This window comes from Streptomyces sp. NBC_00078 (genome assembly GCF_026343335.1).
Taxonomy (GTDB): Bacteria; Actinomycetota; Actinomycetes; order Streptomycetales; family Streptomycetaceae; genus Streptomyces.
In genome coordinates this window covers 1,253,240-1,278,410 of the sequence record NZ_JAPELX010000001.1, presented here as the reverse complement: position 1 = coordinate 1,278,410, position 25,171 = coordinate 1,253,240, and the positions used below count along the sequence as shown (strand labels likewise).

The 25,171-nt window shown below is 68.6% G+C and carries 22 protein-coding genes and 4 pseudogenes; 15 read left to right on the top strand and 11 right to left on the bottom strand.

What is annotated here, in order from left to right:
- Window positions 1–37: 37 nt before the first annotated feature.
- Window positions 38–523, bottom strand: a complete 486-nt coding sequence (locus tag OOK07_RS05920) for a RidA family protein (RefSeq protein ID WP_266795341.1) — start codon at window positions 521–523, stop codon at window positions 38–40.
- 319 nt (window positions 524–842) lie between these two features.
- Between OOK07_RS05920 and OOK07_RS05915 the strand changes: the two genes are divergently transcribed.
- Window positions 843–1,238, top strand: coding sequence for a hypothetical protein (locus OOK07_RS05915; protein WP_266795340.1), 396 nt, complete (start codon window positions 843–845; stop codon window positions 1,236–1,238).
- A gap of 1,259 nt (window positions 1,239–2,497) precedes the next feature.
- Here the strand turns inward: OOK07_RS05915 and OOK07_RS05910 are convergent.
- Complete coding sequence (locus OOK07_RS05910; RefSeq protein WP_266795339.1) at window positions 2,498–3,184, bottom strand: GntR family transcriptional regulator; 687 nt, start codon at window positions 3,182–3,184, stop codon at window positions 2,498–2,500.
- 852 nt (window positions 3,185–4,036) lie between these two features.
- Between OOK07_RS05910 and OOK07_RS05905 the strand changes: the two genes are divergently transcribed.
- The 6 genes and pseudogenes from OOK07_RS05905 to OOK07_RS43410 all read left to right on the top strand — a co-directional run bounded on the left by OOK07_RS05905 (window position 4,037) and on the right by OOK07_RS43410 (window position 8,733).
- On the top strand, window positions 4,037–4,717 hold the full coding sequence (locus OOK07_RS05905; RefSeq protein ID WP_266795337.1) for a haloacid dehalogenase type II: 681 nt from the start codon (window positions 4,037–4,039) through the stop codon (window positions 4,715–4,717).
- 232 nt (window positions 4,718–4,949) lie between these two features.
- Window positions 4,950–5,204, top strand: a complete 255-nt coding sequence (locus OOK07_RS05900; RefSeq protein WP_266795335.1) for a RidA family protein — start codon at window positions 4,950–4,952, stop codon at window positions 5,202–5,204.
- A gap of 77 nt (window positions 5,205–5,281) precedes the next feature.
- Window positions 5,282–5,601, top strand: a pseudogene (locus tag OOK07_RS43225) (SDR family NAD(P)-dependent oxidoreductase).
- Entirely contained in the window at window positions 5,598–7,001 is a 1,404-nt protein-coding gene (locus OOK07_RS05885) for an NAD(P)/FAD-dependent oxidoreductase (protein WP_266677623.1), read from the top strand. Before OOK07_RS43225 ends, OOK07_RS05885 begins: the two are co-directional and overlap by 4 nt.
- Window positions 7,002–7,019: 18 nt before the next feature.
- Window positions 7,020–8,165 carry an N-methyl-L-tryptophan oxidase gene (solA, locus tag OOK07_RS05880; RefSeq protein ID WP_266795333.1) on the top strand — a complete coding sequence of 382 codons (1,146 nt, stop codon included), beginning with the start codon at window positions 7,020–7,022 and terminating at the stop codon, window positions 8,163–8,165.
- A gap of 79 nt (window positions 8,166–8,244) precedes the next feature.
- Complete coding sequence (locus tag OOK07_RS43410) at window positions 8,245–8,733, top strand: DUF6192 family protein (RefSeq protein ID WP_353963536.1); 489 nt, start codon at window positions 8,245–8,247, stop codon at window positions 8,731–8,733.
- A 477-nt stretch (window positions 8,734–9,210) separates the two neighbouring features.
- Here the strand turns inward: OOK07_RS43410 and OOK07_RS05875 are convergent, their stop codons facing one another.
- From OOK07_RS05875 to OOK07_RS05865, 3 genes and pseudogenes are all read right to left on the bottom strand, one after another.
- Window positions 9,211–10,641 (bottom strand): aldehyde dehydrogenase family protein, encoded by a 1,431-nt coding sequence (locus tag OOK07_RS05875; RefSeq protein ID WP_266795332.1) that lies wholly within the window; start codon window positions 10,639–10,641, stop codon window positions 9,211–9,213.
- On the bottom strand, window positions 10,634–11,722 hold the full coding sequence (locus tag OOK07_RS05870; RefSeq protein ID WP_266795331.1) for a homoserine dehydrogenase: 1,089 nt from the start codon (window positions 11,720–11,722) through the stop codon (window positions 10,634–10,636). Before OOK07_RS05870 ends, OOK07_RS05875 begins: the two co-directional genes overlap by 8 nt.
- A gap of 162 nt (window positions 11,723–11,884) precedes the next feature.
- Window positions 11,885–12,748 (bottom strand): annotated as a pseudogene (locus OOK07_RS05865) (MFS transporter); the annotation flags it as partial.
- Between the two features lie 115 nt (window positions 12,749–12,863).
- Here OOK07_RS05865 and OOK07_RS05860 point away from each other — a divergent pair.
- Both OOK07_RS05860 and OOK07_RS05855 read left to right on the top strand, forming a co-directional pair.
- Entirely contained in the window at window positions 12,864–13,364 is a 501-nt protein-coding gene (locus OOK07_RS05860) for an SDR family NAD(P)-dependent oxidoreductase (protein ID WP_266795329.1), read from the top strand.
- Window positions 13,365–13,387: 23 nt separating this feature from the next.
- Complete coding sequence (locus OOK07_RS05855) at window positions 13,388–14,662, top strand: aminotransferase family protein (protein ID WP_266795327.1); 1,275 nt, start codon at window positions 13,388–13,390, stop codon at window positions 14,660–14,662.
- On the opposite strand, the gene OOK07_RS05850 is transcribed toward OOK07_RS05855, so the two are convergent.
- Window positions 14,589–15,284 carry a phytanoyl-CoA dioxygenase family protein gene (locus OOK07_RS05850; RefSeq protein WP_266795325.1) on the bottom strand — a complete coding sequence of 232 codons (696 nt, stop codon included), beginning with the start codon at window positions 15,282–15,284 and terminating at the stop codon, window positions 14,589–14,591. The genes OOK07_RS05855 and OOK07_RS05850 overlap by 74 nt on opposite strands.
- Window positions 15,285–15,588: 304 nt before the next feature.
- Here OOK07_RS05850 and OOK07_RS05845 point away from each other — a divergent pair, with 304 nt between their 5' ends.
- On the top strand, window positions 15,589–16,182 hold the full coding sequence (locus OOK07_RS05845; RefSeq protein ID WP_266677608.1) for an exonuclease domain-containing protein: 594 nt from the start codon (window positions 15,589–15,591) through the stop codon (window positions 16,180–16,182).
- 89 nt (window positions 16,183–16,271) lie between these two features.
- Here the strand turns inward: OOK07_RS05845 and OOK07_RS05840 are convergent, their stop codons facing one another.
- Complete coding sequence (locus tag OOK07_RS05840) at window positions 16,272–17,369, bottom strand: hypothetical protein (protein ID WP_266795323.1); 1,098 nt, start codon at window positions 17,367–17,369, stop codon at window positions 16,272–16,274.
- Window positions 17,370–17,539: 170 nt separating this feature from the next.
- Complete coding sequence (locus OOK07_RS05835) at window positions 17,540–18,079, bottom strand: DUF4158 domain-containing protein (protein WP_266795321.1); 540 nt, start codon at window positions 18,077–18,079, stop codon at window positions 17,540–17,542.
- Between the two features lie 116 nt (window positions 18,080–18,195).
- On the opposite strand from OOK07_RS05835, the gene OOK07_RS05830 reads away from it, so the two are divergent.
- The gene (locus OOK07_RS05830) at window positions 18,196–18,516 is read left to right on the top strand and encodes a hypothetical protein (RefSeq protein ID WP_266795319.1); all 321 of its coding nucleotides are present in this window, start codon (window positions 18,196–18,198) and stop codon (window positions 18,514–18,516) included.
- Between the two features lie 1,047 nt (window positions 18,517–19,563).
- Here OOK07_RS05830 and OOK07_RS05825 read toward each other — a convergent pair.
- Window positions 19,564–20,439, bottom strand: coding sequence for an undecaprenyl-diphosphate phosphatase (locus OOK07_RS05825; RefSeq protein ID WP_266795317.1), 876 nt, complete (start codon window positions 20,437–20,439; stop codon window positions 19,564–19,566).
- A gap of 288 nt (window positions 20,440–20,727) precedes the next feature.
- On the opposite strand from OOK07_RS05825, the gene OOK07_RS05820 reads away from it, so the two are divergent.
- The 3 genes and pseudogenes from OOK07_RS05820 to OOK07_RS05810 all read left to right on the top strand — a co-directional run.
- Complete coding sequence (locus OOK07_RS05820) at window positions 20,728–21,915, top strand: Gfo/Idh/MocA family protein (RefSeq protein ID WP_266795315.1); 1,188 nt, start codon at window positions 20,728–20,730, stop codon at window positions 21,913–21,915.
- A complete protein-coding gene (locus tag OOK07_RS05815; RefSeq protein ID WP_266677593.1) occupies window positions 21,912–22,835 on the top strand; it encodes a DUF6807 domain-containing protein in 924 nt (307 codons plus the stop codon). Before OOK07_RS05820 ends, OOK07_RS05815 begins: the two co-directional genes overlap by 4 nt.
- Window positions 22,835–23,116 (top strand): annotated as a pseudogene (locus tag OOK07_RS05810) (cupin); the annotation flags it as partial. The gene OOK07_RS05815 and the pseudogene OOK07_RS05810, both read left to right, overlap by 1 nt.
- A gap of 32 nt (window positions 23,117–23,148) precedes the next feature.
- Here OOK07_RS05810 and OOK07_RS05805 read toward each other — a convergent pair.
- Together OOK07_RS05805 and OOK07_RS05800 are read right to left on the bottom strand one after the other, a co-directional pair.
- Window positions 23,149–23,358, bottom strand: a pseudogene (locus OOK07_RS05805) (winged helix-turn-helix transcriptional regulator); the annotation flags it as partial.
- Window positions 23,359–23,389: 31 nt separating this feature from the next.
- Complete coding sequence (locus OOK07_RS05800) at window positions 23,390–24,163, bottom strand: TVP38/TMEM64 family protein (RefSeq protein ID WP_266677591.1); 774 nt, start codon at window positions 24,161–24,163, stop codon at window positions 23,390–23,392.
- A 49-nt stretch (window positions 24,164–24,212) separates the two neighbouring features.
- Between OOK07_RS05800 and OOK07_RS05795 the strand changes: the two genes are divergently transcribed.
- Window positions 24,213–24,935, top strand: a complete 723-nt coding sequence (locus OOK07_RS05795) for a DNA alkylation repair protein (protein ID WP_266677589.1) — start codon at window positions 24,213–24,215, stop codon at window positions 24,933–24,935.
- The last annotated feature ends 236 nt before the right edge of the window (window positions 24,936–25,171 follow it).

The window sequence follows — 25,171 nt, the reverse complement described above, 5'->3', positions numbered from 1 at the left end:
TCGCGCTCGCTTGCGCACATCGCCGATAAGGGCCGCCCTACACCGCGGTGCAGACCATCTGGATCTCGACCGGACTGTTGAGCGGAAGCCCGGCGACACCGATCGCGGTGCGGGCGTGCCGTCCGTTCTCGCCCAGTACCTCGATGAGCAGTTCACTGGCCGCGTTGGCGACGTTCGACTGCTGACCGAAGTCCGGCGTGCTGGCCACGAAGACCAGCATCTGCACGACCCGGACCCGGTCCAGATCGCCCACCGCCTGCACAGCGGCGGCGAGCGCGTTGAGCACGGCATGACGCGCGAGTTCCCGCGCAGTCTCCAGCTCGACATCCCCGCCGACAGCGCCCTGACCCAGCAGCCAACCGTCCTTATAGGGCAGTTGGCCCGAAATGTAGATGCTGGAGCCCACCTTCCGGTGGTGCACGTAGTACGGATTGTCACGGAGCTCGGGAAGGGCCAGACCCAGGGCCTGGAGCCGATCGGAAGCCGAGTCGGTGTTCGCTGCCGAAGCCATGGACTGGCTCATCGAGCCACCTCCTCGGACGGAGCAGGGCACGTGCCAACGCGGTTGGTCGCGAGAACCTGCATCGCATGAATCCTGATCATCTGTACTCGGTTCTCCTCGCGAGTAACAGCGGCGACATAACGCCGTATGGTGGCTTAAAATGGCCAGCCTATTGTCGTTTGTCGACCATATGGCTGCCCGTCGAGGACTGTCAATACGAAACTTCAACCTCGAATGCGGTCTCGGAACACCACGTGCGGCTGGACCCGACGCCGCGGGAAGCGGCGGGTCGACGCCGCGACCCGGCTCACCGGTCTCATCCGGTTCGGCGCGGACGAGCATGTGCAGCACGCCGGTCCGCGTCACGATCGACGACGGCGGCGGGATTCTCGAGCGGTTGACACGGATGGTCGACCTCGCACCCGACGAGATCCCAATGCTGCAAGGGCGGATTGACCTGCTGCGCGGCTGCGCCGGCAAGGCCTACGGCGACTGGCTGCAAGCCCATGGTGATGAATCGACGACGGCATCGAGGGGCGATACTGGACCCGTTCCACGGCTGGAAGAATGCCGCCGGCGTCTGGGTCTGCGTGATGTCCGGATCAATCTTGCCGATCCGGATCCGACTGGAAGGCGGATCCGGAACCGCGACCGTGATGGGGAGTCAACTCACCGACGAACAGCGGAAGTTGATCGTGTCGTTCCTACCGATCGGCGAGTACGGCCGTTACCTTGAGCGGCTGCTGCCCGACCGTCTACGGGTGCTTCCGGGTCTGGATGAGCGCCGGTCCCTTCACTGCGCCGCTGGAGAGGCTGATCGCCGAAGTCACCCGCCGGGACACCACGAATCATCCCTGGCCAGCGTGGGCTCCACGACCCTCCCTGCTCACCACGACGCGGCGAGGTGATCGTCGGTGAGGGCGCCATGGAGGCTCTTGAGGAAGCTGCCGCCGCGTAGGAACAAGCCCGGCAAAGAGGGGTGACGAGGCAGAAGCTCGTTGAGCGGTGCTAGGCAGTTCTGTTGTCCGCCGAGGCAGGTGAGGCGTCCTCAGCGCGGTGGCCGACGGTGGGCCGGTGAACGCGAGATGGGACGGGCACTTTCGTGGCCTCGCCTGGCTGCACCTTCGCCTCCAGTGTTCGGGCCGGCCTGGCCGACCGCATACCGACGCTTCGCCCAGGGGTCCGTAGACAGGGGCCGGGCCAGGCCGCAGCCGACATCCTCGACGAACTCGGTGGCATCGGCGGAGTGGCCGTGTCGTTCGGTCGCCCCTACCTCCCCCGGACAAGGGCCGTGCCAGGTATCGCCGTGATGACCCGCAGGCAGGTGATGTCCGAGCGGGCGATAGAACCGTTGATGATTGTGACCTGCCTGGACGGCACCAGCCGCACCGCGCTGTACCGCTTCGCGTCCACCCCGCTGAAATGAGGTTGCCTTTGCCGCCCGGGAGACGGTGGTCCGGTGGGCGCGCAGGTGGGAGATTGAATCGACGGAGAGGCCCCGGCGCGACGCGGTCACGAGCCAGCGCTGTGCGGAGCGGTTCCTGCACTCACGCGGTCTCCGCGTCGGATGGAGCCGGAGATTCACCCCTGCCGACGACACCCGGCTGCTGAGGGTTTTCCGGGGAAAGCCACGGCCGAGCACCATCTCGAACCCCGGCGTGCCCTTGACCGCGGCCGTGCCCGTGGTCGCACACCTCGATCATCGAGCGCACCGGAGTCGACGCCGACTGCACCGCGGGAGAAGCCGCGCGTATGACACAAGGCCCGCACGACCCGCCGTCTCCTGGAAGAACGGACCAGCCCGTGCAGCTTCCCCGCCAGCCGTGAACACCCCCGTCGCGCCCTGTCCGTCCCACCGTGCAGGCGGCCGGCAACCCTCACCCAAGATCCGCTACAAGAATACGCTGACACTGCGGCTTGATCCTTGACTTCCCGGCATCGGTCTGTAGTCACCGTGGCGAGCGGGCTTGGACACTTCACGCAGGCGGCATGGCCTCATACATGCCGGGGCTTTCCTTCCCCTGCATCTCCCGTGTGGGCTCGCAGCCCCATGGGGAAATGGGCAGCCAGTTCCTGGCGGAAGGCGTCGGCGTCGCCTTCCAGGGCAACCGCCGCCAACCTCTCGTGCTCGACGACCAATTGATGCGGGTTGTCGCTGTAGGTGCGGTGATCGACGCTGAGGTGGAGGCGCAGCTTGGTCTCCCAGCCGTTCCAAAGACTCTGCAGGACGCCGTGCTCCGACAGATCGTAGAAGAGCCTGTGGAAGCGAAGGTGCGCGTCGATGCTGGCCGGGATGTCGTCCTTCTCCATTGCCCGGCGGAGATCCTCGACGGTTTGCAGCAAGTGCGGCCGCTCAGGGCCGCGCAGTGCTTCGGCCGAGAGCTCAGCGGCGTACGGTTCGACACGTAGCCGGACCGAGTCGATCTCGGCGACCTCACGAGCGCTCACCTCTACGACGAACGCCCCACGGTAGGGGATCTTTACCACGAGGCCTTCCTCCTCCAGCTTGGTCAGCGCCTCGCGGAGCGGGGACCGGCTGATCCCGAGATCCTTGGCGATGTGCGCCTCCCGCAGCTGTCCACCAGGAGGTACGGTCCCATCGAGAATGGCGGCACGCAGTGTGCGGTAGACGCCGTCCGGCGTCGTCGTCCGCTGCTCCTGCCACTCGAACTTGTGGTCCACCCCGTCGCCCTCCCTTGCTCATTGTCGACCACTTGGTCGTTTGTCGACTATACCTCCGCTGGTTTTGCATCTACACGTCAAGTTGGCTATCTGCGCACGGAGCTTCCTGAATCCACAGCCGTGCCCCTGTCGGCTCAGGGGCGCGGTGACAGGTCGGTGTCTTGGGTGGTGCCCCTTGGTTGTCAGGCCGATGCCAGTCCGGCGGCGCGGGTACTTGGGGACCTGCAGCAGGGTGCATCCGGCCAAGTAGGCGCCGTGCTGGGTGCGGAACCGGACCGGGCGGCCTGCTGTGACGTGTCCGGCAGAGCCGACGCGGTTGACCGGGCCGGGGTTCGGCGACCTGTCCGGTCTGCGCGGCGATGAGGGAGGGGACCGCCGTGGTCCGTGGCTCGGCGGTGCAGAGGATGTGCGACGCAGCGCCTCGGCGCCTCCGGACGCCGACTGTTCGGCCTTCTTCATCCGGTCCTACCAGGTCTCGCGTGAGACGCCGAGCACCTGGTAGACGCTGATGTTTCCGATCCTCGCCGCCTGTTCGACAGCGTCCGTTCGAAGGCGCGCAGCCGGGGCTTGCAGGCGCCCATCTCCTCAGCGGTGATCATGACCGCGAACGGGGCCTTGAGGCTCTCCACGAGGCGTTTTGCGTGGACTCGTCGGATTTCGTCACGATCACCAGCGAGCCTCCTCGGGCCTCATGGCTACGACGAGAGGAGCGCCGAGGAGCAGAAGCAGAGAGCTGTCCGAGGCCATGAAGTTGGTTGACAGTCGATACCCGCCTGGTCGACAATCGACCTCAGATGGTCGACAATCGACCAGAGCACCTCAGGCTGCTCCGCTGAAGAACTAGGAGGACTCGTGGGATTCAACGTCAAGCCCAAGTTCGTGACGTTCGACATGAACGGCACGCTGATCAAGTTCAGTATCAATGACGCGATCCGTGAGGTCCTGGGCGACCGGCTGCCGGCCGAGGTCGCCGATGATTACCTGCAGATCTGCAAGGCGTACCGGATCGACGAGTGCACGGGCGCGTACCAGCCGTTCCACCAGGTCGTCGCTCGTTCCATGGAACGCGCCTCGCGCAAGGTCGGTCTGGAGTACCGCGAGGACGAGGCGCGGGCGGTGTACGAGATCATCCCCACCTGGGGCCCGTACCCCGGTGTGACCGAGGCCTTGAACCGCCTGGCCGAAGCGGTCCCGCTGGTCATCATCACGAACAGCGACACCGCGCACGCCGTGCGTCTCGCGGAGAACCTCAAGGCCCCGTTCGAGGTCGTCATCAGCGCCGAGGAGATGGGCTTCTACAAGCCACGGCTCCGCGCGTTCGAGTATGCGTTTGACAAGCTCGGTGTGACACCAGACGAACTCGTGCACGTCTCCGCGAGCCCGATGTACGACCTGCGCTCCGCCGCCGTCCTGGGCATCAAGAACAAGGTGTACGTCGACCGAGGCTGGGAGCACGACGAGCACTGGCTCGGCTACGAGCGGATCACCGACATCGCCGACCTCCCGGTCCTCTTCGGGCTGCCGCGCCTCTGACGTCCGAGCGGAGAACTGAGAAAATGATCCGCAGCAAGGCGTTAGCGGCATGAGTCTGCCCCTGCTGAAAGCGTCAAGGGCGACTCGGCTTCAGAAAGGCTCCGAGTCCTCGGACTGAAGCTACCCGTCTTCGCCGGCAACGCGTACTTCGTGCACCACCGGACGGTGGACCCCAGCATCCACATCTCGGGCCAACTTCCTTTCAAAGACAGCGAGCTGCTGGGTCAGGGCGTTGTCGGCCGACGTGGAGCTGGAGACTGCGCGGGAGTTCGCGCGTCATGCCGTACTCAACGCACTCGCCGCCGCTGTGCAGGCGGTGGGGGATATGGACCGGGTCCGGATCGTGCAGATGCTGGTCTTCGTGGCCAGTGAACTGCTCATCGAGGTGCTGGGCGAGCACGGACGGCACGCCCGCACCGCTATCGGTGTGGCCGGGCTACCCCTCAACACCCCTGTCGAGATCCAGATGATCTGCGCTGCAGTGTAGCGGCGGCGCAATCATGAGCAGCATGGTCGGCAAGCCCGAAGGACGTCCTGTGCTCCGCCGCGGACGGCGGCCTGATCATGCTCGCCAAGGGCGCGGCCATCGAACGGGCTCCCCGGAACATCCGGGTCAACGTCGCCGCCCCGGGCCTCACCGCGACTCCGCTCATCCAAGCCTCCTTCCAGCGCAGGTCCGACCCCGAGGCCACACGCCGCCGGCGTGAGGAGCAGATCCCGCTCGAACGCCTCGCCACCCCGAGGAGATCGCCGACGCCGTCCTCTTCCTCGGATCGTCTGAGTTCTCGTACATCACCGGGGCAACTCTCCCCGGCGACGGCGGCTACACCGCCTTCCAGCACCGGCCCACGCGGTTCCCAGGCACAGAAGAAGGACACACATGAACGCCCTTGCGGCACCAACCCGAAACGGAGAGCTCGGCTTCTGGATGGCCCAACTGGCCGACAAGAGGCCGTCGTTCCCCCGTTTCACCGGCCAGGACTCCGTCGACGTGGCCATTGTCGGCGGTGGCTACACCGGCCTCTGGGCGGCGTACTTCGCCAAGAAGCTCGAACCGTCGCTCTCGGTCGCCGTATTCGACGCCGAACAGGTGGGATACGGCGCATCAGGACGCAACGGCGGCTGGCTCTCGGCAATGCCCCCGGGAAACCGTGCCACCTTCGCCCGTGCAGGGGGAGGGCTGGAAGCGAGCCGGGCACTGCAGCAGGAATTCGTCGCCGGCGTCGACTCCGTCCTGGACATCCTCCGCGCCGAAGGCATCAACGCCGATCAGCACAAGGGCGGCGCGCTCGTCGCGGCCCACACGGAGGCGGGGCTGGGCCGGCTTGTCACCAGGCGTGATGCCGACCTGAAGTACGGGCTGACCGAAGACGAAATCCAGATGCTCGACCGGGACGAGTTCCGGAGCCGGATCAACATCTCCACCGTCCACGGCGGGCTCTTCTACAAGCACTGCGCGCGGTTCCACCCCGCGAAACTCGTCTACGGCCTCGCCGACACCCTGACATCCATGGGGGTCAGGATCTACGAGGGCAGCCGAGTGGACAGCGTCGAGGGCAAGACCCTCACCCTGGCCAACGGACGCGTCACCGCGGCCAAGACGTTCATCTGTACCGAAGGCTATTCGGGACAGCTGCTTGGCAGCCGGACCCTGATCCCTGTCAATTCCTCGTTGATCGTGACCAAGCCCCTGCCGAAGGAGGCATGGCAGCAGATCGGCTGGGACGGTCCCCAGTGTCTCAACGACTCCGCACACACGTTCATCTACGCCCAGCGGACATCGGACGGCCGTATCGCCATGGGGGGCCGCGGCGTCCCCTACCGCTTCGGGTCCGGCACAGGAGGAGCCGGTGCAACCGCCCAGTCCACCATCGACCTGATCTCGCACAAGCTCAGTACCTTCTTCCCGAACATCCCCTTCGAGGTGGACCACGCCTGGTCGGGAGTTCTGGGCGTCACGCGTGACTGGAACGGCAGCGTGCACTGGGACCCAGCCTCCGGGATCGGATCGTCCACCGGCTACGCAGGACACGGCGTCACGTCGGCCTACGTCGGCGGCAGAACTCTCGTGGAGCTCGCCTTCGAGAAGGAAACCGAACGGACCAGCCTTCCCTGGGTGGGCTACCGGGCACGGAAATGGGAACCGGAGCCGATCCGTTGGCTGGGCGTGCACGCCATGTACCGGCTCTTCGGTATTGCCGACCAGTGGGAGGAGCGGAGGAATTCCAGTAAGACCTCACTCCTGGCCAAATTCGGCAGCAGACTCGCCGGACTTCACGAGTAAACGAAGGAAACTGCTTTCATGGACGCAAAACTCGCAGTCATCGGCTTGGGCAGCATCGGAAGCATGGCCCTGTGGCAGGCCTCCCGGCTGTCCGACTCGGTAGTGGGCTTCGAGGCCGCCACTCCCGCCCACGGCCGCAGTGCCGTGGGCGGGGACACCCGACTGTTCCGCATGGTCTACTTCGGGAAGCCCGACTACTACCCCATCCTGGAACGCTCCCGCGGTCTGTGGGCCGAACTCGAAGCGGAAACCGGGCAGGAGATCCTCACGCCTACCGGGGGCCTGTCCATCGGGACGGCGAACGGCAGCTTCATCAACAACCTCCTCGAGACAACGCGCATCAACGGAGCCGAGCACCGCGTCCTCAGCCGGGAGGAGTTGGCGGAACGCTACCCCCAGCACAACCTCCGCCCCGACGACTGCGCCGTCTACGATCCCCGCGCCGGCGTCCTGCGCACCGACCGCGCCGTCAGCGCCGCCGTCGCCGCGGCCCAGGCCAACGGCGCCAGCGTCCTTCAGAACACACCCGTGGACAGCATCACCGAAACCGACGACGGCGTGGTCGTCACCTCGGGCGACAGAACCTGGACGTTCGAGAAGGTCATCGTCGCCTCGGGCGGCTGGTCCCGAAGGCTCATGCCCGACCACCTCAAGGCCGTCACGGAAACCCATCGGATCGTCCTGACCTGGTTCATCGCCCAGGACGGCACGCAGTTCTCGCCGGAGAACTTCCCCGTCTTCAGCCGGCTGTACGACGATCGCTCCCTGTACGGCGCGCCCGCTGTCGACGGCGTGACGGTCAAGGCTTCGGTGGACGCACCGATGTCCGGGCGCGCAAGGACGACCCCCGACCCGGACTCCGTGCCCAGGGAACTCACCCGGGAAGAAATCGAGAAGGTCACCGAGACCGTCACCGAATTCTTCCCCGGCCTCACCCCCACCATCGTGCGCTCCGACGCCTTCCCCGACCTTTTCACCGAGGACAGGCATCCCCTCGTCGGGTGGCTGGATGAAAACAGCAGGATTTACTGCGCCACTGGGTTCTCCGGGAAGGGCTTCAAAATGGCGACCGGCTACGGCCACATCGCCGCACACGAGGCGCTCGGCAAACAGACCATCGAAGGCCTGGACTTCGTGCGTCCGGACCGGTTCAAAACCAGGTAGCCCATCCACTTCCGCCGCCTCGGCGCAGTAACCTCGGTATCGCCATTCGGCTGGCGCTCGTTGCGGGACTCATCTCTTGATGTCCCGCAACGACCGTCGGGCCCGTGAGGAGTACGGGCGGACCAGCGAACTCGCCCCGGTCATCCGGCACTTCGAGCAGACGGCCGAATTCCTCGACCTGGTCGGGGCCCGCCACGCCTTCGTGGCCACCACGAACCGGGTGATTCCCGATGCAGGGGCGGCCCTGGGCGATGTGTGCTGGTTGTCAGTGCGCCAGGGAGCAGGGAAGCCATCCTCTTGGGGCGAACCGTCTCCGAAGTGGTGGCCATGCCTGGAGACAGTCCTCGCCCTGTTCTGTTCCGCCCTTGACGGTGGACCACCATCGCCCCCTCCGGGCCTGCGTGGTCTCGGCTGCACAGTGGAAGAAGAGAACCGCGTCCGCGTGCGATGTGCGGAGCAGTGTCGGTTCCTTCGCGGGCAGACGCAGGCTCTCCGACAGCGGGTTCATGGCCCTTACGTACGGCTGCACTGCGCCGCCCGGCCGCTTGCCTCCCGGCGCGGCAGGTAGTCGTATGCCCAGTGCTTCACCGCCTCGCGTTCGAATCCGACGTCGCGCCGAACCCGCCCAGCCACGTCAGCATCCTCCGGACCACGCCGCGCGTGGAGCTTCCGCGCACGAGCGTCCCGAAAGATTCCGGCTCGTGCAGCATCTCCAAAGTCGGCGCCTGCATCTGCCTCAGCCGGTCGTACAACGGCCGTAGGAACTGCTCCCACGTCTTGATGCCCGAGGCGGTGTGGGGCCCGCAGACCGTGGAGAATCTTTGCGACGGCGCTCTCCGGCAGGCCACGCAGCCCCAGCTCCTGGTCAGCGTGGACAGCGGGCGCCGTGTGCCGCCACACCTCCTCGTCCGTAAAGCCACCCGGAACGTGTGGTGGTGGGATCGGTCCTCGATGGACGGCCGGCGCCCGGGCGGTGTGGATGTCCCAGTAAGGTCTCGGCCGGTGCCGTCAGCGCCCAGGGTTGCGTGCTCGGTACGGAAGGCGGTCATTGGACCACGTCACTGATGTGGTTGACGCAGACGACCTTGGGCTGGGTCATCTCCTCGAAGGCGAAGCGCACACCCTCGCGGCCCATGCTGCCGTACTTGAATCCACCGAACGGCATGGCGTCGAAGCGGTAGTCGGACGAGTCGTTGATCATGACTCCGCCGGCTTCCAGCAGCCGGGCCGCGTTCAGGGCGCGGTCCAGGCGCGAGGTGAAGATGCCCGCGTGGAGGCTGTAGTCGATGGCGTTGGCCTGCTCGATGGCGTCCTCGAAGGACGTGAACGGCTGCAGCACGACGACCGGGGCGAACACCTCCTCCTGCCAGATCGAGCAGATCGCCGGGACGTCTTCCAGGACGGTCGGCGCGTACAGGGCGCCGGTGGCGTGGTTGCCGCACAGCAGCTCCGCGCCCTCGGCCACCGCCGTGTCGACCTTGGCCCGGGTGGCGGACACGGCCTGCTGGGTGATCATGGGGCCGATGTCGGTGCGCTCGTCGAGCGGGTCGCCGACGCGCAGCATTCTGGTGCGGGCGACGAAGGCGTCGCGGAAGCGCTCGTAGACCTCGCGGGCGATGAGAATCCGCTGGGTGCCGATGCAGTTCTGGCCCGCGGCCCAGAACGCGCCGGAGACACAGGAGGCGACGGCCTCGTCCAGGTCGGCGTCGTCCATGACGATGACCGGGGCGTTTCCGCCCAGGTCCATGGCGAGCTTCTTCAGGCCGGCCGTGCGGGAGATGGCCTCGCCGGTGGCGAATCCACCGGTGAAGGACACCATGCGCACGTCGGGGGCGGCCACGATCGCGGCGGCGATGTCGGCATTGCCGTTGACGACGGTGACGATCTCCTCGGGCAGGCCGGCCTCGACGAGGGTGTCGACCAGCCGCAGCGCGGACAGTGGCGTCAGGGCGGACGGTTTGAGAATGACCGCGTTGCCGCCGGCGATGGCCGGGCCGAGTTTGTGGGCGACCAGGTTGAGGGGGTCGTTGAACGGGGTGATGGCGGCGATGATGCCCAGCGGCTCGCGGGTGAACCAGCCCTGCCGCTTCTCCGAGCCCTCATGGGAGTCGAAGGGGATGACCTCGCCTGCGTTGCGCCGTGCCTCGGCCGCGGACAGGGACAGGGTGTTGACCGCGCGGGCGACTTCCTTGCGGGCCTGGGTGATGGTCTTGCCGGCCTCGCTGACGATCAGTTGGCCGAAGGACTCGGCGCGCCGCTCGATCAGGCGGGCGGCGCGTTCCAGGATGGCAGCCCTTGAGGCGCGGGACAGCGCGGCCGCGGTGCGGCGCCCGCACCTGGCCTGCTGCAGGATGCCGCCGATGGCGCCTGCGTCGACGGTGGGGACCGAGGCGATGACCTCGCCGGTGTAGGGGTTGTGCACGGGCGTCGTGTCGGTGGCGAGTTCGATGCTGGGGGGCACGGCGGTGTCAGACACGGTGGGTCTCCTGGAGAACGGGGCGCGTGGGGGCGGTGTCGTCGTCCGCGTGGCGCTGGTGGATGGCGATGATGTCCGACAGCAGGGCGTAGGCGGTCTCGATGCGGCCGGCTCCGGGACCGGAGACCGTGACGGTGCCGAGGAGGTCGGTGTGGAAGGCGACCGCGTTGACCGGGCCTGAGATCCCGGCGAGCGGGTGCTGGGCGGGCAGGGCGAGGGGGGCGACGCGGGCGTCGACGCTGCCGTCCTCGCGGCGGGTGGCGGAGCCGACCAGCTTCCAGCGCAGCCCCTTGGAGGCGGCGTCCCGCACCTCGTGGGGAGTGATCGCGGAGATGCCCTCGCAGAAGACGTCCTCGCGGCGCAGATCGGCGCCGAGGACTTCGTTGGCCAGGATCATGACCTTGAGCTGGACGTCGTGGCCCTCGATGTCCGCGGTGGGATCGGCTTCGGCGTATCCGAGGCCCTGTGCTTCCGTGATGGCCGCCGAAAGCTCGATGCCCTCTTCGAGGCGGCCGAGTATGTAGTTCGAGGTGCCGTTCATGATGCCCTGGACGCCGGTGATCTGAAGGCCGCCGAACATGCGCTCGGCGGTGCGCAGGACGGGGGTGCCGCTGAGCACCGAGCCCTCGAACTCGAAGCTGACACCACGCTCGGCGGCCAGTTGCTTCAGTGCGCGGCCGGCGAGTGCGACCGGGCCCTTGTTGGTGGTGCACACGTGCTTGCCCGATTCCAGGGCCCAGCGCACATGGGAGAGGGCGGGCTCGCCGTCGGTCGGGTTGGTGAACGTCGCCTCCACCACGATGTCGGCCGGGACCTCTCGGATCACCCACTCGTTGCGCGGATCCGCGCTGCCGCCCGACAGGCCCGCGAAGCTCAGCTCCCCTGGCTCGGCGGCCAGCAGCGGAGCCAGATCGATGCCGTCGGTGTCCACCAGGGAACCGGCCCGCAGATCGGTGATCGCCACCACTCGCACGGCGAAGCCCAGCTCCTTGGCCAGGCGCTCCCCGCTGTGGGATATGAGCTCGGCAAGCGCGCGGTTGACGCCGCCGAAGCCGATGAGGGCGAGATCGTATCGGCCCATGAGATCGCTCCTTCGCAGTCCGCCGCCTTCACGGTGCGGCTGCTCAGAGCCTCGCTTCTCCGCCTGTCACCTGCTCCATGTCACAACGGCCACGATGCATGCCGATCTGCTGTGTCCCATGTCGAATCGCCCACCTCACCGCCGACAACCCCATCGGGGCCCTCAGGGCGAAGCAGGACCGCGGCGCGGCAGCAGGCCCACCGCAAGTGCCGGAACGGCGGCGAGGAGAAGCCACGGCACGGCGGCCGGGAGGCCCAGGTCGAGCAGGGAGCCGGTGGCCGAGCTGCCGATGAGGACGATCAGGCCGGACACGGAGGACAACGCGCCGGTGTAGAGGCCGATGCGGCCGTCCTCGGCGAGGTCGGGGACCCAGGCGCGGGCGGCGGGGACGACCAGCATCTGGCCGAGGGTGAGCAGGACGACGTACCCGGCGGCGGGCAACAACCCCGCCACACCCGTCCAGCCGGCGGGTCGCGCGGCGGCCACGACCCCGAAACCGGCCGCGATGAGCAGCAGCCCGGCGATCATTGAGCGGCGTAGGCCGAGCCGGTCACCTGCCCAGCGGGTGATGGGCAGTTGGGCGCAGACGACCAGCAGGGAGGACAGGGCGAACAACCAGGACAGGGCTGCCTGGGAGCCGGTCGCGCGCTGAACCTCCTCCGGCAGAGCGAGGTAGAGCTGGTTGTAGGCGAGCAGGTAGGTGCCGTACGCGCAGCACAGGGCGAGGAAGCGGCGGTTGCGCAGCAGTGCGCGCGTGCCGCCCCGCTGCCGGGAGCGCACTCGGCCGGGGATGTGCTGCGGCATCAGCCGGAGATGTCCGGCCAGGACGAGGACGAAAACGGCGGCCCCCGCGAGGCAGGCGGTGCGGAAGTCCACGGCGAGCAGCAGGCCGCCGAGCAGCGGGCCGACGAAGGCACCGGCCTGTCCGGCCGCGCTCAGCAGGGCCAGCACCCGAGTACGTGAACCGTGGCCCTCCTCCTCCCAGATCACTGCCTGCCGGGCCACTTCGGACTCCACCGCCGGGGACGCGTGAACTCGGCTCCGACAGCGCCTGTTTCGCCCCAGCCGACCTCACCCGGGACGGCGAACCCGAACGCCTCCTGGAACACGCCGTCGACCGGTTCGGCAGGTGGACGTGGTGGTGAACAACGCGGCAACCGACCACACGGGAGAACTGCTGTACGTCCCGGCCGCCGAGATCCGCGACACCTTCGAGGTCAACACCTTCGCCGCGATCGCCGTCCTCCAGGCGGCAGGGCGGGCCATGCGGCGGTCGGGCGGCAGCATCGTCAACGTCACCTCCCGGCCGGCCACGGTCGGCGTCCCCACGACGGGCGTCTACAGCGCCAGCAAAGGCGCGATGAAGGCCCTGACGGCAGCGGCCGTGGTGGAACTCGCGCCGTACGACATCCGCGTCAACGCCGTAGCACCCGGCATGACCAGCACGCCGCTCTACGAGGCATGGCTCGCCTCCCACGAGGACCCCGAAGCCGTTGCCCGCGAGGTGGCCGACGGTATTCCGCTCGGCCGGCCGGCCACCCCCCAGGACGTCGCGAACGCCATCGCGTTCCTGGCATCACCCGACGCCGACTACATCACCGGCATCACCCTTCCCGTCGACGGCGGCTACACCGCCCAATAACCCGCACACCCCAGGGGAAAGTCATGTCCCACGAGAACCCGCCCGTCCTTATCGGTCCCGCTCTCTGGAGCGCCCAGGCCCACCTCCCGTCCGTCCTGGGACGCCAGCTGACCGTCGACCGCGCCGAAGGAAGCCACGTCTTCACCACGGACGGCCGCCGTCTGTTCGACGGCACCGCCGGTCTGTGGCACGCGAACGTCGGCCACGCCCGCCCCGAACTCGCCGAGGCCGCCTACGAGCAGATGCGGCGCCTGGAGACGTACCACATCTTCGGCCGCTACCTGAACGACCGAGCCGTCGAACTCGCCGAGCGCCTGGCCCGGCTCTCGCCCATCAACGACCCCAAGGTCATCCTCAACAGCGGCGGCTCCGACGCCATCGACGTCGCCTGCAAGCTCGCCCGCCGCCACTGGCAGCGCGAGGGACGCACCGGCAAGTCGGTGATACTCAGCCGCGAGTTCGCTTACCACGGCCTGCATGCCTACGGGACCAGCATCGCCGGCCTCGACTTCAACCGCGCCGGCTACGGCACCGAGTCCCTGGTGCCCGAGACCGCGCGAATCTCGACCCACGACATCGAGGCGGTCGAGCGCACGGTGCGCGACATCGGCCCGGAGAACATCGCGGCGATCGTGACCGAGCCCATCCAGGGCACCGGCGGCGTCAACCCGCCCGCCCCCGGCTACCTGGAGGGTGTGCAGCGCATCTGCCGGGAGAACGACATCCTCCTGATCGTCGACGAGGTCATCACCGGGTTCGGACGCACGGGCCACATGTTCGCCTCCGAGCGGTACGGCCTGCGGCCCGACCTGATCACCTTCGCCAAGGGCGTCACGTCCGGCTACGCCCCACTGGGCGGCGTGCTCGTCGCGCCCCACATCTGGCAGCCGTTCTACCGTGACTCCTCCGACACCCCCGTCTTCCGCCACGGCGCCACCTACGCCGGGCACGCAACCGCCTGCGCCGTCGCCCTGCGCAACCTCGACCTTCTCGACGAGGACAAGCTGCTGCCCCGAGTGACCGAACTGGAGCAGCTGCTCGCCCGCGAACTGCACGGCCTCACGGCCCGAACAGCGGTGGTGGAGACGCGGGTGGCGGGTTTCCTGGGCGGCATCACGCTCACGGACGACATCAGCGCCGAAGCGGTTACCGACGAATTGGTCGAGCACGGTTTCATCACCCGACCGCTGCGCGGCAACACCGTTCAGATCAGCCCGCCGTTCATCACCACCGACGACGAGATCCGGCAGCTCGTGGCCGCCATCGACACCGTCCTGACCGCCCAGGAAGCCAAGTGACCACCATGCGCACTTTCCCCGACGCCGATCCCATCGCGGAGTCCTGGCCGAGTCCGACCTGCCCCTTCTGACGCACCATGTTCGCGCGGGCGAAGGCCCTGGTGCGCGGTGAGTCGAGGCCGAAGGTGACGAAGGCGGACATGCGCTCGCGCAGGGCGTCCAGGTCCGTGGAGTCCTCATCGGGAACCACGGCTCCGGCGTGGGTGATGCGTACGTCGAACACCACAAGGTCGCCCGCGTCCATCAGGACCCGGGTGGGCCGCAGCGGCTGCAGACCGGGGCGCAGGTGCGATCCCGGGTCCACGCGCAGGCAGTTGAGGTCCGTCGACTCCTGGAGGTAGATGCCGATCTTCACGACCTCGGGCCGTCGGCGGAAGAGCGAGGTGGACGGCTCACCGAGGTAGCCGGCCAGTGGGTCACCCAGGGCCGTGCTGCCGCTGTCCTTGTGCCAGCCCTGGGTGAAGCCGTGGTGGGCGTCGCTGTGCCCGGTGAAGATGATGTCGCGGGTGCCGAGTGCGTTCGGGCGAGCTTGATCACGCGGGGAGGGCGTAGAGCCACGCGAGCCCCGGAACGAAGTGGGCGGCGGCCGGCTGCACGCGCGCCCCCTCCAGCTGCACCCCATGACCGGCCTGGAAGTGCGCGGCGATTAGCGTCCGGGCGCTGAGGATCTCGTGCGGTTCAAGCTGACGCCGGGCGATGGCCCAGCCGTCGCTGGCGATGCGATCTGTTAACTCCGCAGGTAAGGCAAGGGTTGTGGTCACCGACGACTCCTGTATGCACGACGGATTCGATCGGGCCGCTCCGTCCGAAGCGGTCCGGGCATCCTTGTCCGGCTATGCGAATGCCATATGCACGTACCGTTAACGGCTGCCGGACATCCCGTGCTGCGGAGCCCACTTCGGGGTCGCGACGTGCAGGGTGTCAGGGTGTCTACCTTTGTTGTATTCGACCTTGAATTCACCTCGTGGCCCCGGGCCCTGGAACAGGACTGGTCAGCGCCCGGCCAGCTGCGCGAGATCGTGCAGATCGGAGCGTTGCGCCTGCGCGAGGACTGCACCGTCATCGAGGAGTACGAGGCTCTCCTGCGGCCCATGGTCAACACCGAGCTGTCGTCGTACTTCACGGAGCTCACCGGCATCAGCCAGCAGGCCGTCGACCACGACGGGCTCCCTGCCGCGGAGGCCCTGGGGGACTTCCTCGGGTTCTGCCGGGACCAGACCGTCCTGTCCTACGGCAACGACATGGTGGTGCTCGGCGAGAACGTCGGCTGGGCGCGCGCCCGCGGCGAACAGCTCAAGCACAGCTTCCTCGACGCTGCCTTCGTCAACATCCGCCCCTGGCTGAACACCGTGGCGCCGGCCACGGCGCAGGCCAACGTCGGGCGCCTGTGGAGCGTGTTGGGGCTGCCCAAGCCGGTTTCGGGACAGGAACACTCGGCGCTGTTTGACTGCTACTCCTTCGCCGCCGCACTCGGTCATCTGCGCGCCGACGGCGCCCCCTTGCCCGAGGGGTGCTGGTAGCCCGCCCTCTCGTTCGTCCCGCCCGGACTCGGAACCTGGCCCGGCCTGTGCCGGGCAATCGGCAGGAACCGAACGAGGGCTGGGGCCGATCAGCGAAGACCGGCCCCGGCGTCCGCCGCGGCGGCGGCGCCTCGCAGCTTGTCCTCCAGCTGCCGGCGGAAGAACGTTGCGTCGAACTCGGCGCTCTCGCCCGGCTCGGCGAGTCCGACCTCCACCAGGTAGGACCCCAGCGTCTCCTGGACGACCTCCCAGTCCAGCAGCTGCTCGGACCAGTCGGCGTACTCCTCCGAGCCGACCACCGCGACATCGCCGGTACGCAGTTCCTCGGCGAGCGCGGTGAAGACCATCGCCTCGAAGTGCCTGCGCACGAACTGCCCGGTCCCGGTCTTGTCGACCACCGCCTTGCGCCAGTTCTGGGTGGCGAAGGAGATGTCGACCTCCTTGCCCTCCTCGGTGAAGGCGGTGATGTGCTCGCCGCGGGCCGCCTGGTGCCTCCGGGCGTGTGCAAGGGCGTCCAGCACCCGGCTGTCCTCGCTGGTCGCGGTGAACTTCAGCTTGGCGTTGTCGGCCAGGTCGAACATCACCGCCCGGTCCCGGCCGATCTGCCCGTACAGCAGCACTTCCCAGAAGTTGCCGTGATGGGCGGAGACCTTCTCGATCTGCTCGTACTGCTTCGCGAACCCGCCGAAGCCGTCCACCGCGCGGGTGACCGCGCCGAACCCGCCGGCCTGCACCACCTGGGCCTTCACCAGAGCGAGGACCGCCGGGGAGACCTTGCCCTCCAGCCGCGTCGCGACCTCGTCCACCGGCGCCTCCTCGTCCATACCCTCCAGGGCCTGGCGGACTTCGGCGGTCATGGCCGCGGCCTTCGTGAGGGCCTCCTGGGCCGGGCCGCCCTCGTCGATGTGCTTGAGCACCGTGCGGTAGTTCCCGATCAGGGACTCGACGATCTCCCGCTCGGCGAGCCGGATCTCCTCCAACTCCGCCTTCGCCTTCTTGATCTTCGTCGCCACACGCTTGCAGAACATCGTCGCCAGGTCGTCCCGCACCCGCATCCGCGCCTTGTGCGTCGGGGCCGCGACCAGCGCGATGCGCTTGACGGGGACGAAGTCCCGCAGCTCCGAGGCATCCGCCGCGTCCGCCTCCCCGGCGAAGTCGGTGACCCTCCCCGCGGCGACCCCCTCCATCCACACATCGGTGTCGCCGAGCCCGTCCAGCCATTCCAGACGCTTGGTCAGGTTCTTGAAGTGCGACCAGGTCGGGCCCTTGGCGGGCTACTTCAGCCGGTTGAACAGCGTCGTCCCGTCGCTGTCACGGTCCTCCAGCAGCCGCATGAGCCCCGCCCGCTGAGCAGCGCTCATGCGGTCGTGATACCCGCGCAGATCGAGGCGTTTACCTCGGTGCGGATCTTCGAGGCCATCTTGTCGAAGGTCGAGAACCCGGGCAGCTCCAGCCCAGCCACCACCACCTTCTCCAGCGCGATATTGATCAGATCCGCCGGGCGGTTCTTCGCCGCGGCCTCCTTGCGGATCGACTGCTCGACGATCCCGCGGGCCTTGGCCTGGTCGTATGTCACGCCGGCCTGCTTGCGGACCAGGCCCCGGTGGTGCTTGGCGGTCCGCTCCGCCCGGTACACCGGCAGCGTGCCCTCCGGCAGCTCCACCGCACGCCGCACGAAGTCCACCACCATCTCCGGGACGTCCTCCAGCGCCGGGAAACACCCCATACGCCGGTACGACTTCAGCATCAGCAGCAGCGCCAGCAGATGCTCATCGCAGTCCGTGGCATCGGCCGCCCACTCCAGCTCATCGCGGCTCGGGGAGAAGAATAGATGCAGCTCATGCGCGGTGATCAACCGCTTGAACCGCGGATACGCGGTCCGTTCAATCGATGTCACAACCCACCCCAGGCCCCAGACGACGCTCAACATCACCAATGCCCGAGTCCCTTCCGGCAGCTTCGAGACCTGGGCTGCGGCTGGTTCTCCGTCGGACGCTTCCGGAGAATGGTGCCGTGGAACGGCAAATCGACTTCTCGCGCGAGCGGCAGATGCTCTGTGGGCGCTGCGATCATCGGTGGCGCGTCGATCTGGACTGGATCGATCGGTGGGAGCAGGCGAAGGAGACCTGCCCCGGCTGCGGCATAACCTGCGAGCACGAGGACTCGCCTCGGGTGACGCTCGACTCCGGCGACCCGGCGCTCGACGACGACAGGGTCGCGCGGTTCTCCTGGTACCACACGAGCACGCAGCCGGACTGGCCGACGCGGCACTTCGACCCGGCAGCCGTCTTGACTCCCGAGACCCGCAGCAGGATGTCCCGGCTGGTGCATTGACGGGTCTCATCGGTGTCTTGCGGGGGGCTTCGGGGAGCAGCGGCGTTGTCGCGTCCGGCCGGTGGCAGTGAAACGTCTCCTCAGGGACACCACCGGAACTCGAAGATGTCCATGGCGAGACGCCGCTGCGATTTTGACACCACATCTGACTCGCTGCGAGCTGTGCGAAGACCGCCGCTCAGTATTGATGGCGTTGTGTGACCTTGTACACCGCGAGTCGTGCTGGATCGACCAGGCCTCAGCGCAGACGATGTCCTCGTCGTCCAGTCATATCCCGGTGTGCCGGCCCTCGGGCCACCATCGGGTGTGGCTCGGCCCACGGCGTCGTGCGGATGGGCGGCGTGCGGCGGAGCCGGTGCGCGTGCTCAAAATCAGTCAGGAGCTGGGCGAGGCCGCGGAGGCCGCCCTTCACGGCGCGCTCGGCGCCAACCCGCGGAACGGCGCCTCACACGTGGGGTGTGCCGAAGGAGTTCGCGGACGTCATCGTGACGGCCATGGTCGCCCTGGACACCGTGAGCGGGGACGGCGCGGCGGTGGTGGAGCACCAGCTCCGGGGCCGCGCGTCGGATGAGATCACCGGCGGCTGGGGACATCCGGCTCCTCCAGGTCCTCGCGATCAACGGGGGCATGGGGGAAGTCGCCATCGCGGTGTACGGGGCACGGGTCCGCACGGTGAGGCAGTCGAGGTGACGCACGCGTGGGAGGACATGGAAGCGCGCCCCGGCTGGCTCATCCTCACGGCCGCCGCGCTGGACGACCTCACCGGTGCTACCTGGGACACGGTGGATGAGCGCTGCGTTTCCGCGTGGCGAGGGTCGCGGCCTGGGCCGGACATGAACCTCAGCTGACCCGCTCCACCCTCTGTGCGGAAGGGCCCGCACGACAAGCCGTGCGGGCCCTTCCGCGTCATCCCCTACTTTGCGGACGCACACGTCCTAGCGAGGCGTATCCCGCCCCCTGGTGGGAGACAAGTGGGAGATGATCATGGTGTGGTGCTGCATTCAGCCGCTAGGAAATGCTAGATAGCCCTACCTGCGCGGCCCTGGTTCAGCCGCCGGATTCGCCCGCGTGGGGGCTCAGCGCACCCATGCTGACCAGCACAATCACCACCACACCGAGGGCGATGCGGTAGTAGACGAACGGCATGAACGACTTGGTTGAAATAAATTTCATGAACCATGCGATGACGGCATACCCGGAGGCGAAGGCGATCACCGTCGCGAGCATCGTCGGACCCCAGGAGACATGGTCGCTCTCCATCGCGTCCTTCAGTTCGAACAGGCCCGAGGCCAGCACCGCGGGAACGGCGAGCAGGAAGGAGTAACGGGCCGCCGCCTCGCGCTTGTAGCCCATGAACAGGCCACCGCTGATGGTGGCGCCGGAGCGGGAGACGCCCGGGACGAGCGCGGCCGACTGGCATAGGCCGAAGACCAGACCGTCCTTCACGCCCAGGTTCTCAAGTGTCTTGCGCTGCTTGGGCGCCCGGTGCCGGCCGCCCGTCTCGTCGCGCGCCGCCAGCCGGTCGGCGATGCCGATGACCACACCGACGACGATCAGCATCGTCGCGGTGATCCGCAGATCGCGGAACGGCCCCTCGATCTGGTCCTTGAACAGCAGCCCGAGCACGCCGATCGGGATCGAGCCGACGATCACCAGCCAGCCCATCTGCGCATTGTGGTCCCGGCGCATCTCCTTGTCCGCCAGAGAGCGCGCCCACGCCGAGATGATCCGCCCGATGTCCTTGCGGAAGTAGATCAGCACGGCGGCCTCGGTGCCGATCTGCGTGATCGCCGTGAAGGCCGCGCCCGGGTCCTTCCAGCCCGAGAAGGCCGCGGTCAGCCGCAGGTGCGCGCTGGAGGAGACGGGAAGGAACTCGGTCAGCCCCTGGACGAGCCCGAGGACGAGGGATTCAAACCAAGACATGAAGTTACGGAGTCCAAGTGCTGATCGTGGAAGGGCGCCGTGCGCACCGCGCCTGCGGGCGGGGTGATCACGGGGCAGCGTAGCGCCCCCGGGTTGCGGGCCCGGGGCCGGGGTTTGGCGGAACGGCGACGGTGGCGGCTCTCCGCATGATCATCCGCATGGCGTTCCGATGGTTGACCTCGCGCGGGGGCGGAGCTTACGTTGCAGCGGAGGGGAAAGCGCTTGCTGCCGAGGTTCGGCGTTCCTCCTCGTCGGCCCGTTGTCCCCGGAGGAGCGCTGATCAGGTACATGCCTACGTCCGAAACCCGTTCAGGGACGTCCCGGCCCCCTCGCGCCCCGCTCTCCGGCCGACGCGTCCGTGCCGCGATCATCGGCATCGGCGCCATTGGCCGGGGCTCGCACCTGTCCGCGCTGTCCGCGCTCGCCGCGGAGGGCGAGACGGAGGTCGTCGCCGCGGTCGACATCGATGCCACCGCGGTCGAGGAGTTCTGCCGGGAGACCGGGATCCCGCACGCCTACACCGATCTCGACCGGATGCTCCGAGAGCAGCGCCCCGACCTGGTCAGCGTCTGCACTCCGCCGACGCTGCACCGCGACCAGACGATCGCCGCCCTGCGTGCCGGGGCGTGGGCGTGGTGCGAGAAGCCGCCGGTGCCGACGCTCGCCGACTACGACGCGGTGGAGGCCGAGGAGGGTGCGGACGGCGGCCCGTACGCGTCCATCGTCTTCCAGCACCGCTTCGGCTCCGGCTCCCGGCATGTGCGCCGGCTGCTCGCCGAGAAGACCATGGGCCGGCCGCTCGTCGCCCACTGCCAGACCACCTGGTACCGCGACACCGCCTACTACGCCGTGCCCTGGCGCGGCCGCTGGGCGACCGAGGGCGGCGGGCCCGCCATGGGCCACGGCATCCACCAGATGGACCTCCTGCTGGACCTGCTCGGCCCGTGGAGCGAGGTGCGGGCGATGGCCGGACGGCTGGTGCACGACCTGGAGACCGAGGACGTCTCGACCGCTCTGGTCCGCTTCGAGAGCGGTGCCATGGCGACGGTCGTCAACAGTGTCCTGAGCCCCGACGAGGTCAGCCGCATCCGCATCGACTGCGAGCGCGCCACCGTCGAGCTCACCCACCTCTACGGCCACAGCAACGCGAACTGGCGTGTCACCCCGGCCCCCGGCGTGCCGGCCGAAGAGGCCGCCGCCTGGCAGGACTTCGGGACCGACGTGCCCAGCTCGCACACGGAGCAGTTGCGGGAGCTGGTCGCGAGCATGCGCGCGGGGGAGCGGCCGCGCAGCAGCGGCGCCGACGGGCGTACGAGCCTGGAGCTGATCGCCGCGCTGTACAAGTCGGCGTTCACGGACACGACGGTGAAGGCCGGCGAGATCGGCCCAGGCGACCCGTTCCACTCGGCGATGCACGGGGATGCGCCCGGCTGGGCACCCGTGGCTCCCGCAGCCGCCGGGGAAGTGTCCGCGTGAGCGGCCTGCGCGTCGTCCACGCCCACGGCGACCGGATCACGATCACCGAAACGTCCACCGGCGTGGAGCTGCTCAGCTACGTCTACGCCCCGGAGGCGGCCTGGGAGTCCCCGAAGCCGTACATCCACCCCTTGCGCACCCTGGCGGGCGACGTCGTCACCGACTACCGGCCGAACGACCACCGCTGGCACAAGGGTCTTCAGCTGACGGCCTCGCACCTGTCGGGCGCCAACCTGTGGGGCGGCAACTCCTACGTCCACGGCGAGGGCTACCTCGAACTGCCGCAGCGCGTGGGCTCGATGGCGCACGTCGCCTTCGACGAGGTGGCCGCCCACGACGACCGCGCCGTCATCGCCGAGCGGCTCACCTGGCACCCGTACGGCGGGGAGCTGTGGGCCGGCGAGGAGCGCCGTGTCGAGATCCACGACGTGGACACGGAGTCCGGATCCTGGGCGCTGACCTGGACCAGCGTCGTCACCAACCGCCGGGACGAGCCACTGCGCTTCGGCAGCCCGACCACCGCGGGGCGCGAGATGGCCGGCTACACCGGCCTGTTCTGGCGCGGCCCGCGGGCCTTTCGCGACGGCCGGATCATCGGCCCCGACGGCGAGGGTCCCGGTCTGATGGGCGAGCAGTCGTCCTGGCTCGCCTTCTCCGGCGAACACGACGGCGCCGACGGCCACGCCACTCTCGTCTTCGCCCACGCCCCCGAGAACGATCATCTGGGCGAACACGGAACCCACCCCGCGCACTGGTTCGTACGCAACGAGCCGTTCGCCGCGGTCGCCCCGTCCTGGGCGTTCTACGACGAACTGGAGCTCGCCCCCGGCGACACCCTCACCCGCCGCTACCGGATCGTGGTGGCCGACGGGTCGTGGGAGCGCCAGGAGATCGACAAGTACCTGCAGACGCATCCGTGATGAGCGCGGGGGAGTTCCCGGAACTGCCGGCCGGTGTCGCAGTCTCACATCTGTCCGTCTGAGACCGGCCGGCCGTCGACGGCGTCTGCGGCGGAACCCCCCATATGCACCTGGCCTGTTCGGAGGCGCACGTCGTCGTCGGCGGGTGGGGGGCGCGACGTCCGGGTACCGAGGTGACACCCCTCGTACCCGGCGCGGTCGCCTGGTTCTCGCCGGGCATCATCCACCGCCTCGTCGACGAGGACGACCTGCCCATCACGGTGCTCATGCAGAACGGCGGGCGGGATGCGGATCCGTTCAGGCCGCTGTCGGTCCCGGTCACCGTCCAGCCGTCGGCCTGGGGGTGTGCGGTGAGGTCCTCGTGGTGCACCGGGCTGCCACAGGCGCGGCAGGTGACGACCGGGACCAGTTCGTTGCCGCAGACGTGCTCGATCACCATGGGGCGGTCGTCGTCCTCGCGGAGATGGCGGTCGCCCCACTCCATGAGGGTCATCAGGACCGGCTCGAGTTCGAGCCCTGCCTGTAGACCGTCACACTCGCTCTGTGACGCTGCGTCAGTTCCCGCGCAGGTGGTGCCGCTTGCGCCAGGCGACCACCGCCGCCACCAGAGCCGGCAGTGCGATACAGGCCATGGCGATCAGGAAGGCGGGGGACGTCGGCGCGGAGGCGCGCGCGCCGGCGACGGCGTACGCGGCGGTGTTCGGGATCGAACCGAGCGTCGTCGCCAGCAGGAACGGCAGCCAGCCCATGCGGGAGACGGCGGCACAGTAGTTCGCCGCCCAGAACGGCACTCCCGGGAAGAGCCGGACCGCCATCATCGTGCGGAACCCGTGCCTGCTGAGCTGTCCGTCCGCGGTCTTCAGCAGCCGGCCCCGCACCAGCGGCCGCAACGCGTCCTGCCCGAGCACCCGGCCCAGACCGAAGGCGATCCCGGCACCGAGCACCGTGCCCGCCAGGGCCGTCCCGGTGCCGGACTGGGAGCCGAAGAGCGCACCCGCCGCGAGGTTCAGCAGCGGCCGCGGCACGAAGGCCACGCTGCACAGTCCGTACGCCACCGCGAACACCACGGCAGCCGCGGCGCCGCCGAACTGTGGCGGCCAGCCGTGCGCCAGCAGCCGCTGCGGTTCGAAGACCAGCACGGAACTCGCGGCGGCCGCGAGCAGGAGGACGAGCAGGGACAGCCGCGACCAGGGCGAGAGCAGCACGCGCGTGCAGCGCCGGCTCAGGGTCGGTGGTGCGGGCACGGCTACGGCGACGGCGCACTCCGTTGCGGCGGCCCGGGGAGAGGCCGTGGCGGTGCCCCCAGAGCGGGTGGTGGCATCGAGCATCCAGTGACACTAACGGACGGATATGTGTGATCGCCGTATGGTTCGTCTCATGACCGTCACAGGCGGGGACATCTTGGACGTGCCGTCCAGCACAGTCGCTGACACCGTACTGCAGCGGCTCACCGCCACATACGGTGCCGCCGCCGATCCGGAGCAGGCCGTGCGCATGTGCGCGTACATGAAGGACGTGGCCCCCTTCCTCGGTCTCACCACACCCGTACGCCGTGCCCTGTCCCGCACCGTCCTGGAGGGCCTGCCCCGTCCCGACGAGCGCGACTGCACCGCGATCGCCCTGCGCTGCCGGCAGTTGCCCGAGCGCGAGTACCACTACTTCGCCGTCGACCATCTGCGCCGCCACGCGCGCGCGTGCTCCTCCGGCTTCCTCCCGGTGGCCCGGCACCTCGTCGCCACCCTCTCCTGGTGGGACACCGTCGACGCTCTCGCCGCCCACGTCGTGGGCGCCCTGGTCGCGGCCGACCCGGCGCTGAGGGCGGACATGGACGCCTGGATCGTGGACGAGGACCTGTGGGTCGCCCGCACCGCCCTGCTCCACCAGCTGCGTTACAAGGAGCACACCGACACCGAACGCCTCTTCAGCTATTGCCTGCGCCAGTCCGGGCACCCCGACTTCTTCATCCGCAAGGCCATCGGCTGGAGCCTGCGCGAGTACGCCAAGACCGACCCCGAGGCCGTACGGACGTTCCTCGCACGGGAGCGGGGGCGGTTCGCCCCGCTGTCGGTGCGGGAGGCGCTGAAGAACATCGCAGCCTGAACGCCGTAGCGCGCGAAGACCGTGGAGCGGAAAAGCATTCGACGCCGGGCAAAGCGTCAGCAATGATCGGCGTCATGTTCCGGTACGCCTTCCACCTCGCAGCATCCGCGGTCGCGGATGCCCCGAAGGCTGCCGTTCCTGTTCTAGTCGCCGCAGTCGACGGCGCCCGAAGCTGACCCTCTCCGGATCGTCCGGCGGACCCCGCAGGGGGAGGGTCGGCGAGTCCTTGGGGTCCC

What these genes read in the sequence shown, in the direction of transcription:
- OOK07_RS05920 (WP_266795341.1), bottom strand. Translation starts at nt 523, where the DNA reads ATGAGCCAGTCCATGGCTTCGGCAGCGAACACCGACTCGGCTTCCGAT.
- OOK07_RS05915 (WP_266795340.1), top strand. Translation starts at nt 843, where the DNA reads ATGTGCAGCACGCCGGTCCGCGTCACGATCGACGACGGCGGCGGGATT.
- OOK07_RS05885 (WP_266677623.1), top strand. Translation starts at nt 5,598, where the DNA reads ATGAACGCCCTTGCGGCACCAACCCGAAACGGAGAGCTCGGCTTCTGG.
- solA (WP_266795333.1), top strand. Translation starts at nt 7,020, where the DNA reads ATGGACGCAAAACTCGCAGTCATCGGCTTGGGCAGCATCGGAAGCATG.
- OOK07_RS43410 (WP_353963536.1), top strand. Translation starts at nt 8,245, where the DNA reads ATGTCCCGCAACGACCGTCGGGCCCGTGAGGAGTACGGGCGGACCAGC.
- OOK07_RS05870 (WP_266795331.1), bottom strand. Translation starts at nt 11,722, where the DNA reads ATGGGCCGATACGATCTCGCCCTCATCGGCTTCGGCGGCGTCAACCGC.
- OOK07_RS05855 (WP_266795327.1), top strand. Translation starts at nt 13,388, where the DNA reads ATGTCCCACGAGAACCCGCCCGTCCTTATCGGTCCCGCTCTCTGGAGC.
- OOK07_RS05850 (WP_266795325.1), bottom strand. Translation starts at nt 15,284, where the DNA reads ATGGGGTGCAGCTGGAGGGGGCGCGCGTGCAGCCGGCCGCCGCCCACT.
- OOK07_RS05840 (WP_266795323.1), bottom strand. Translation starts at nt 17,369, where the DNA reads ATGGAGGGGGTCGCCGCGGGGAGGGTCACCGACTTCGCCGGGGAGGCG.
- OOK07_RS05825 (WP_266795317.1), bottom strand. Translation starts at nt 20,439, where the DNA reads ATGTCTTGGTTTGAATCCCTCGTCCTCGGGCTCGTCCAGGGGCTGACC.
- OOK07_RS05820 (WP_266795315.1), top strand. Translation starts at nt 20,728, where the DNA reads ATGCCTACGTCCGAAACCCGTTCAGGGACGTCCCGGCCCCCTCGCGCC.
- OOK07_RS05800 (WP_266677591.1), bottom strand. Translation starts at nt 24,163, where the DNA reads ATGCTCGATGCCACCACCCGCTCTGGGGGCACCGCCACGGCCTCTCCC.
- OOK07_RS05795 (WP_266677589.1), top strand. Translation starts at nt 24,213, where the DNA reads ATGACCGTCACAGGCGGGGACATCTTGGACGTGCCGTCCAGCACAGTC.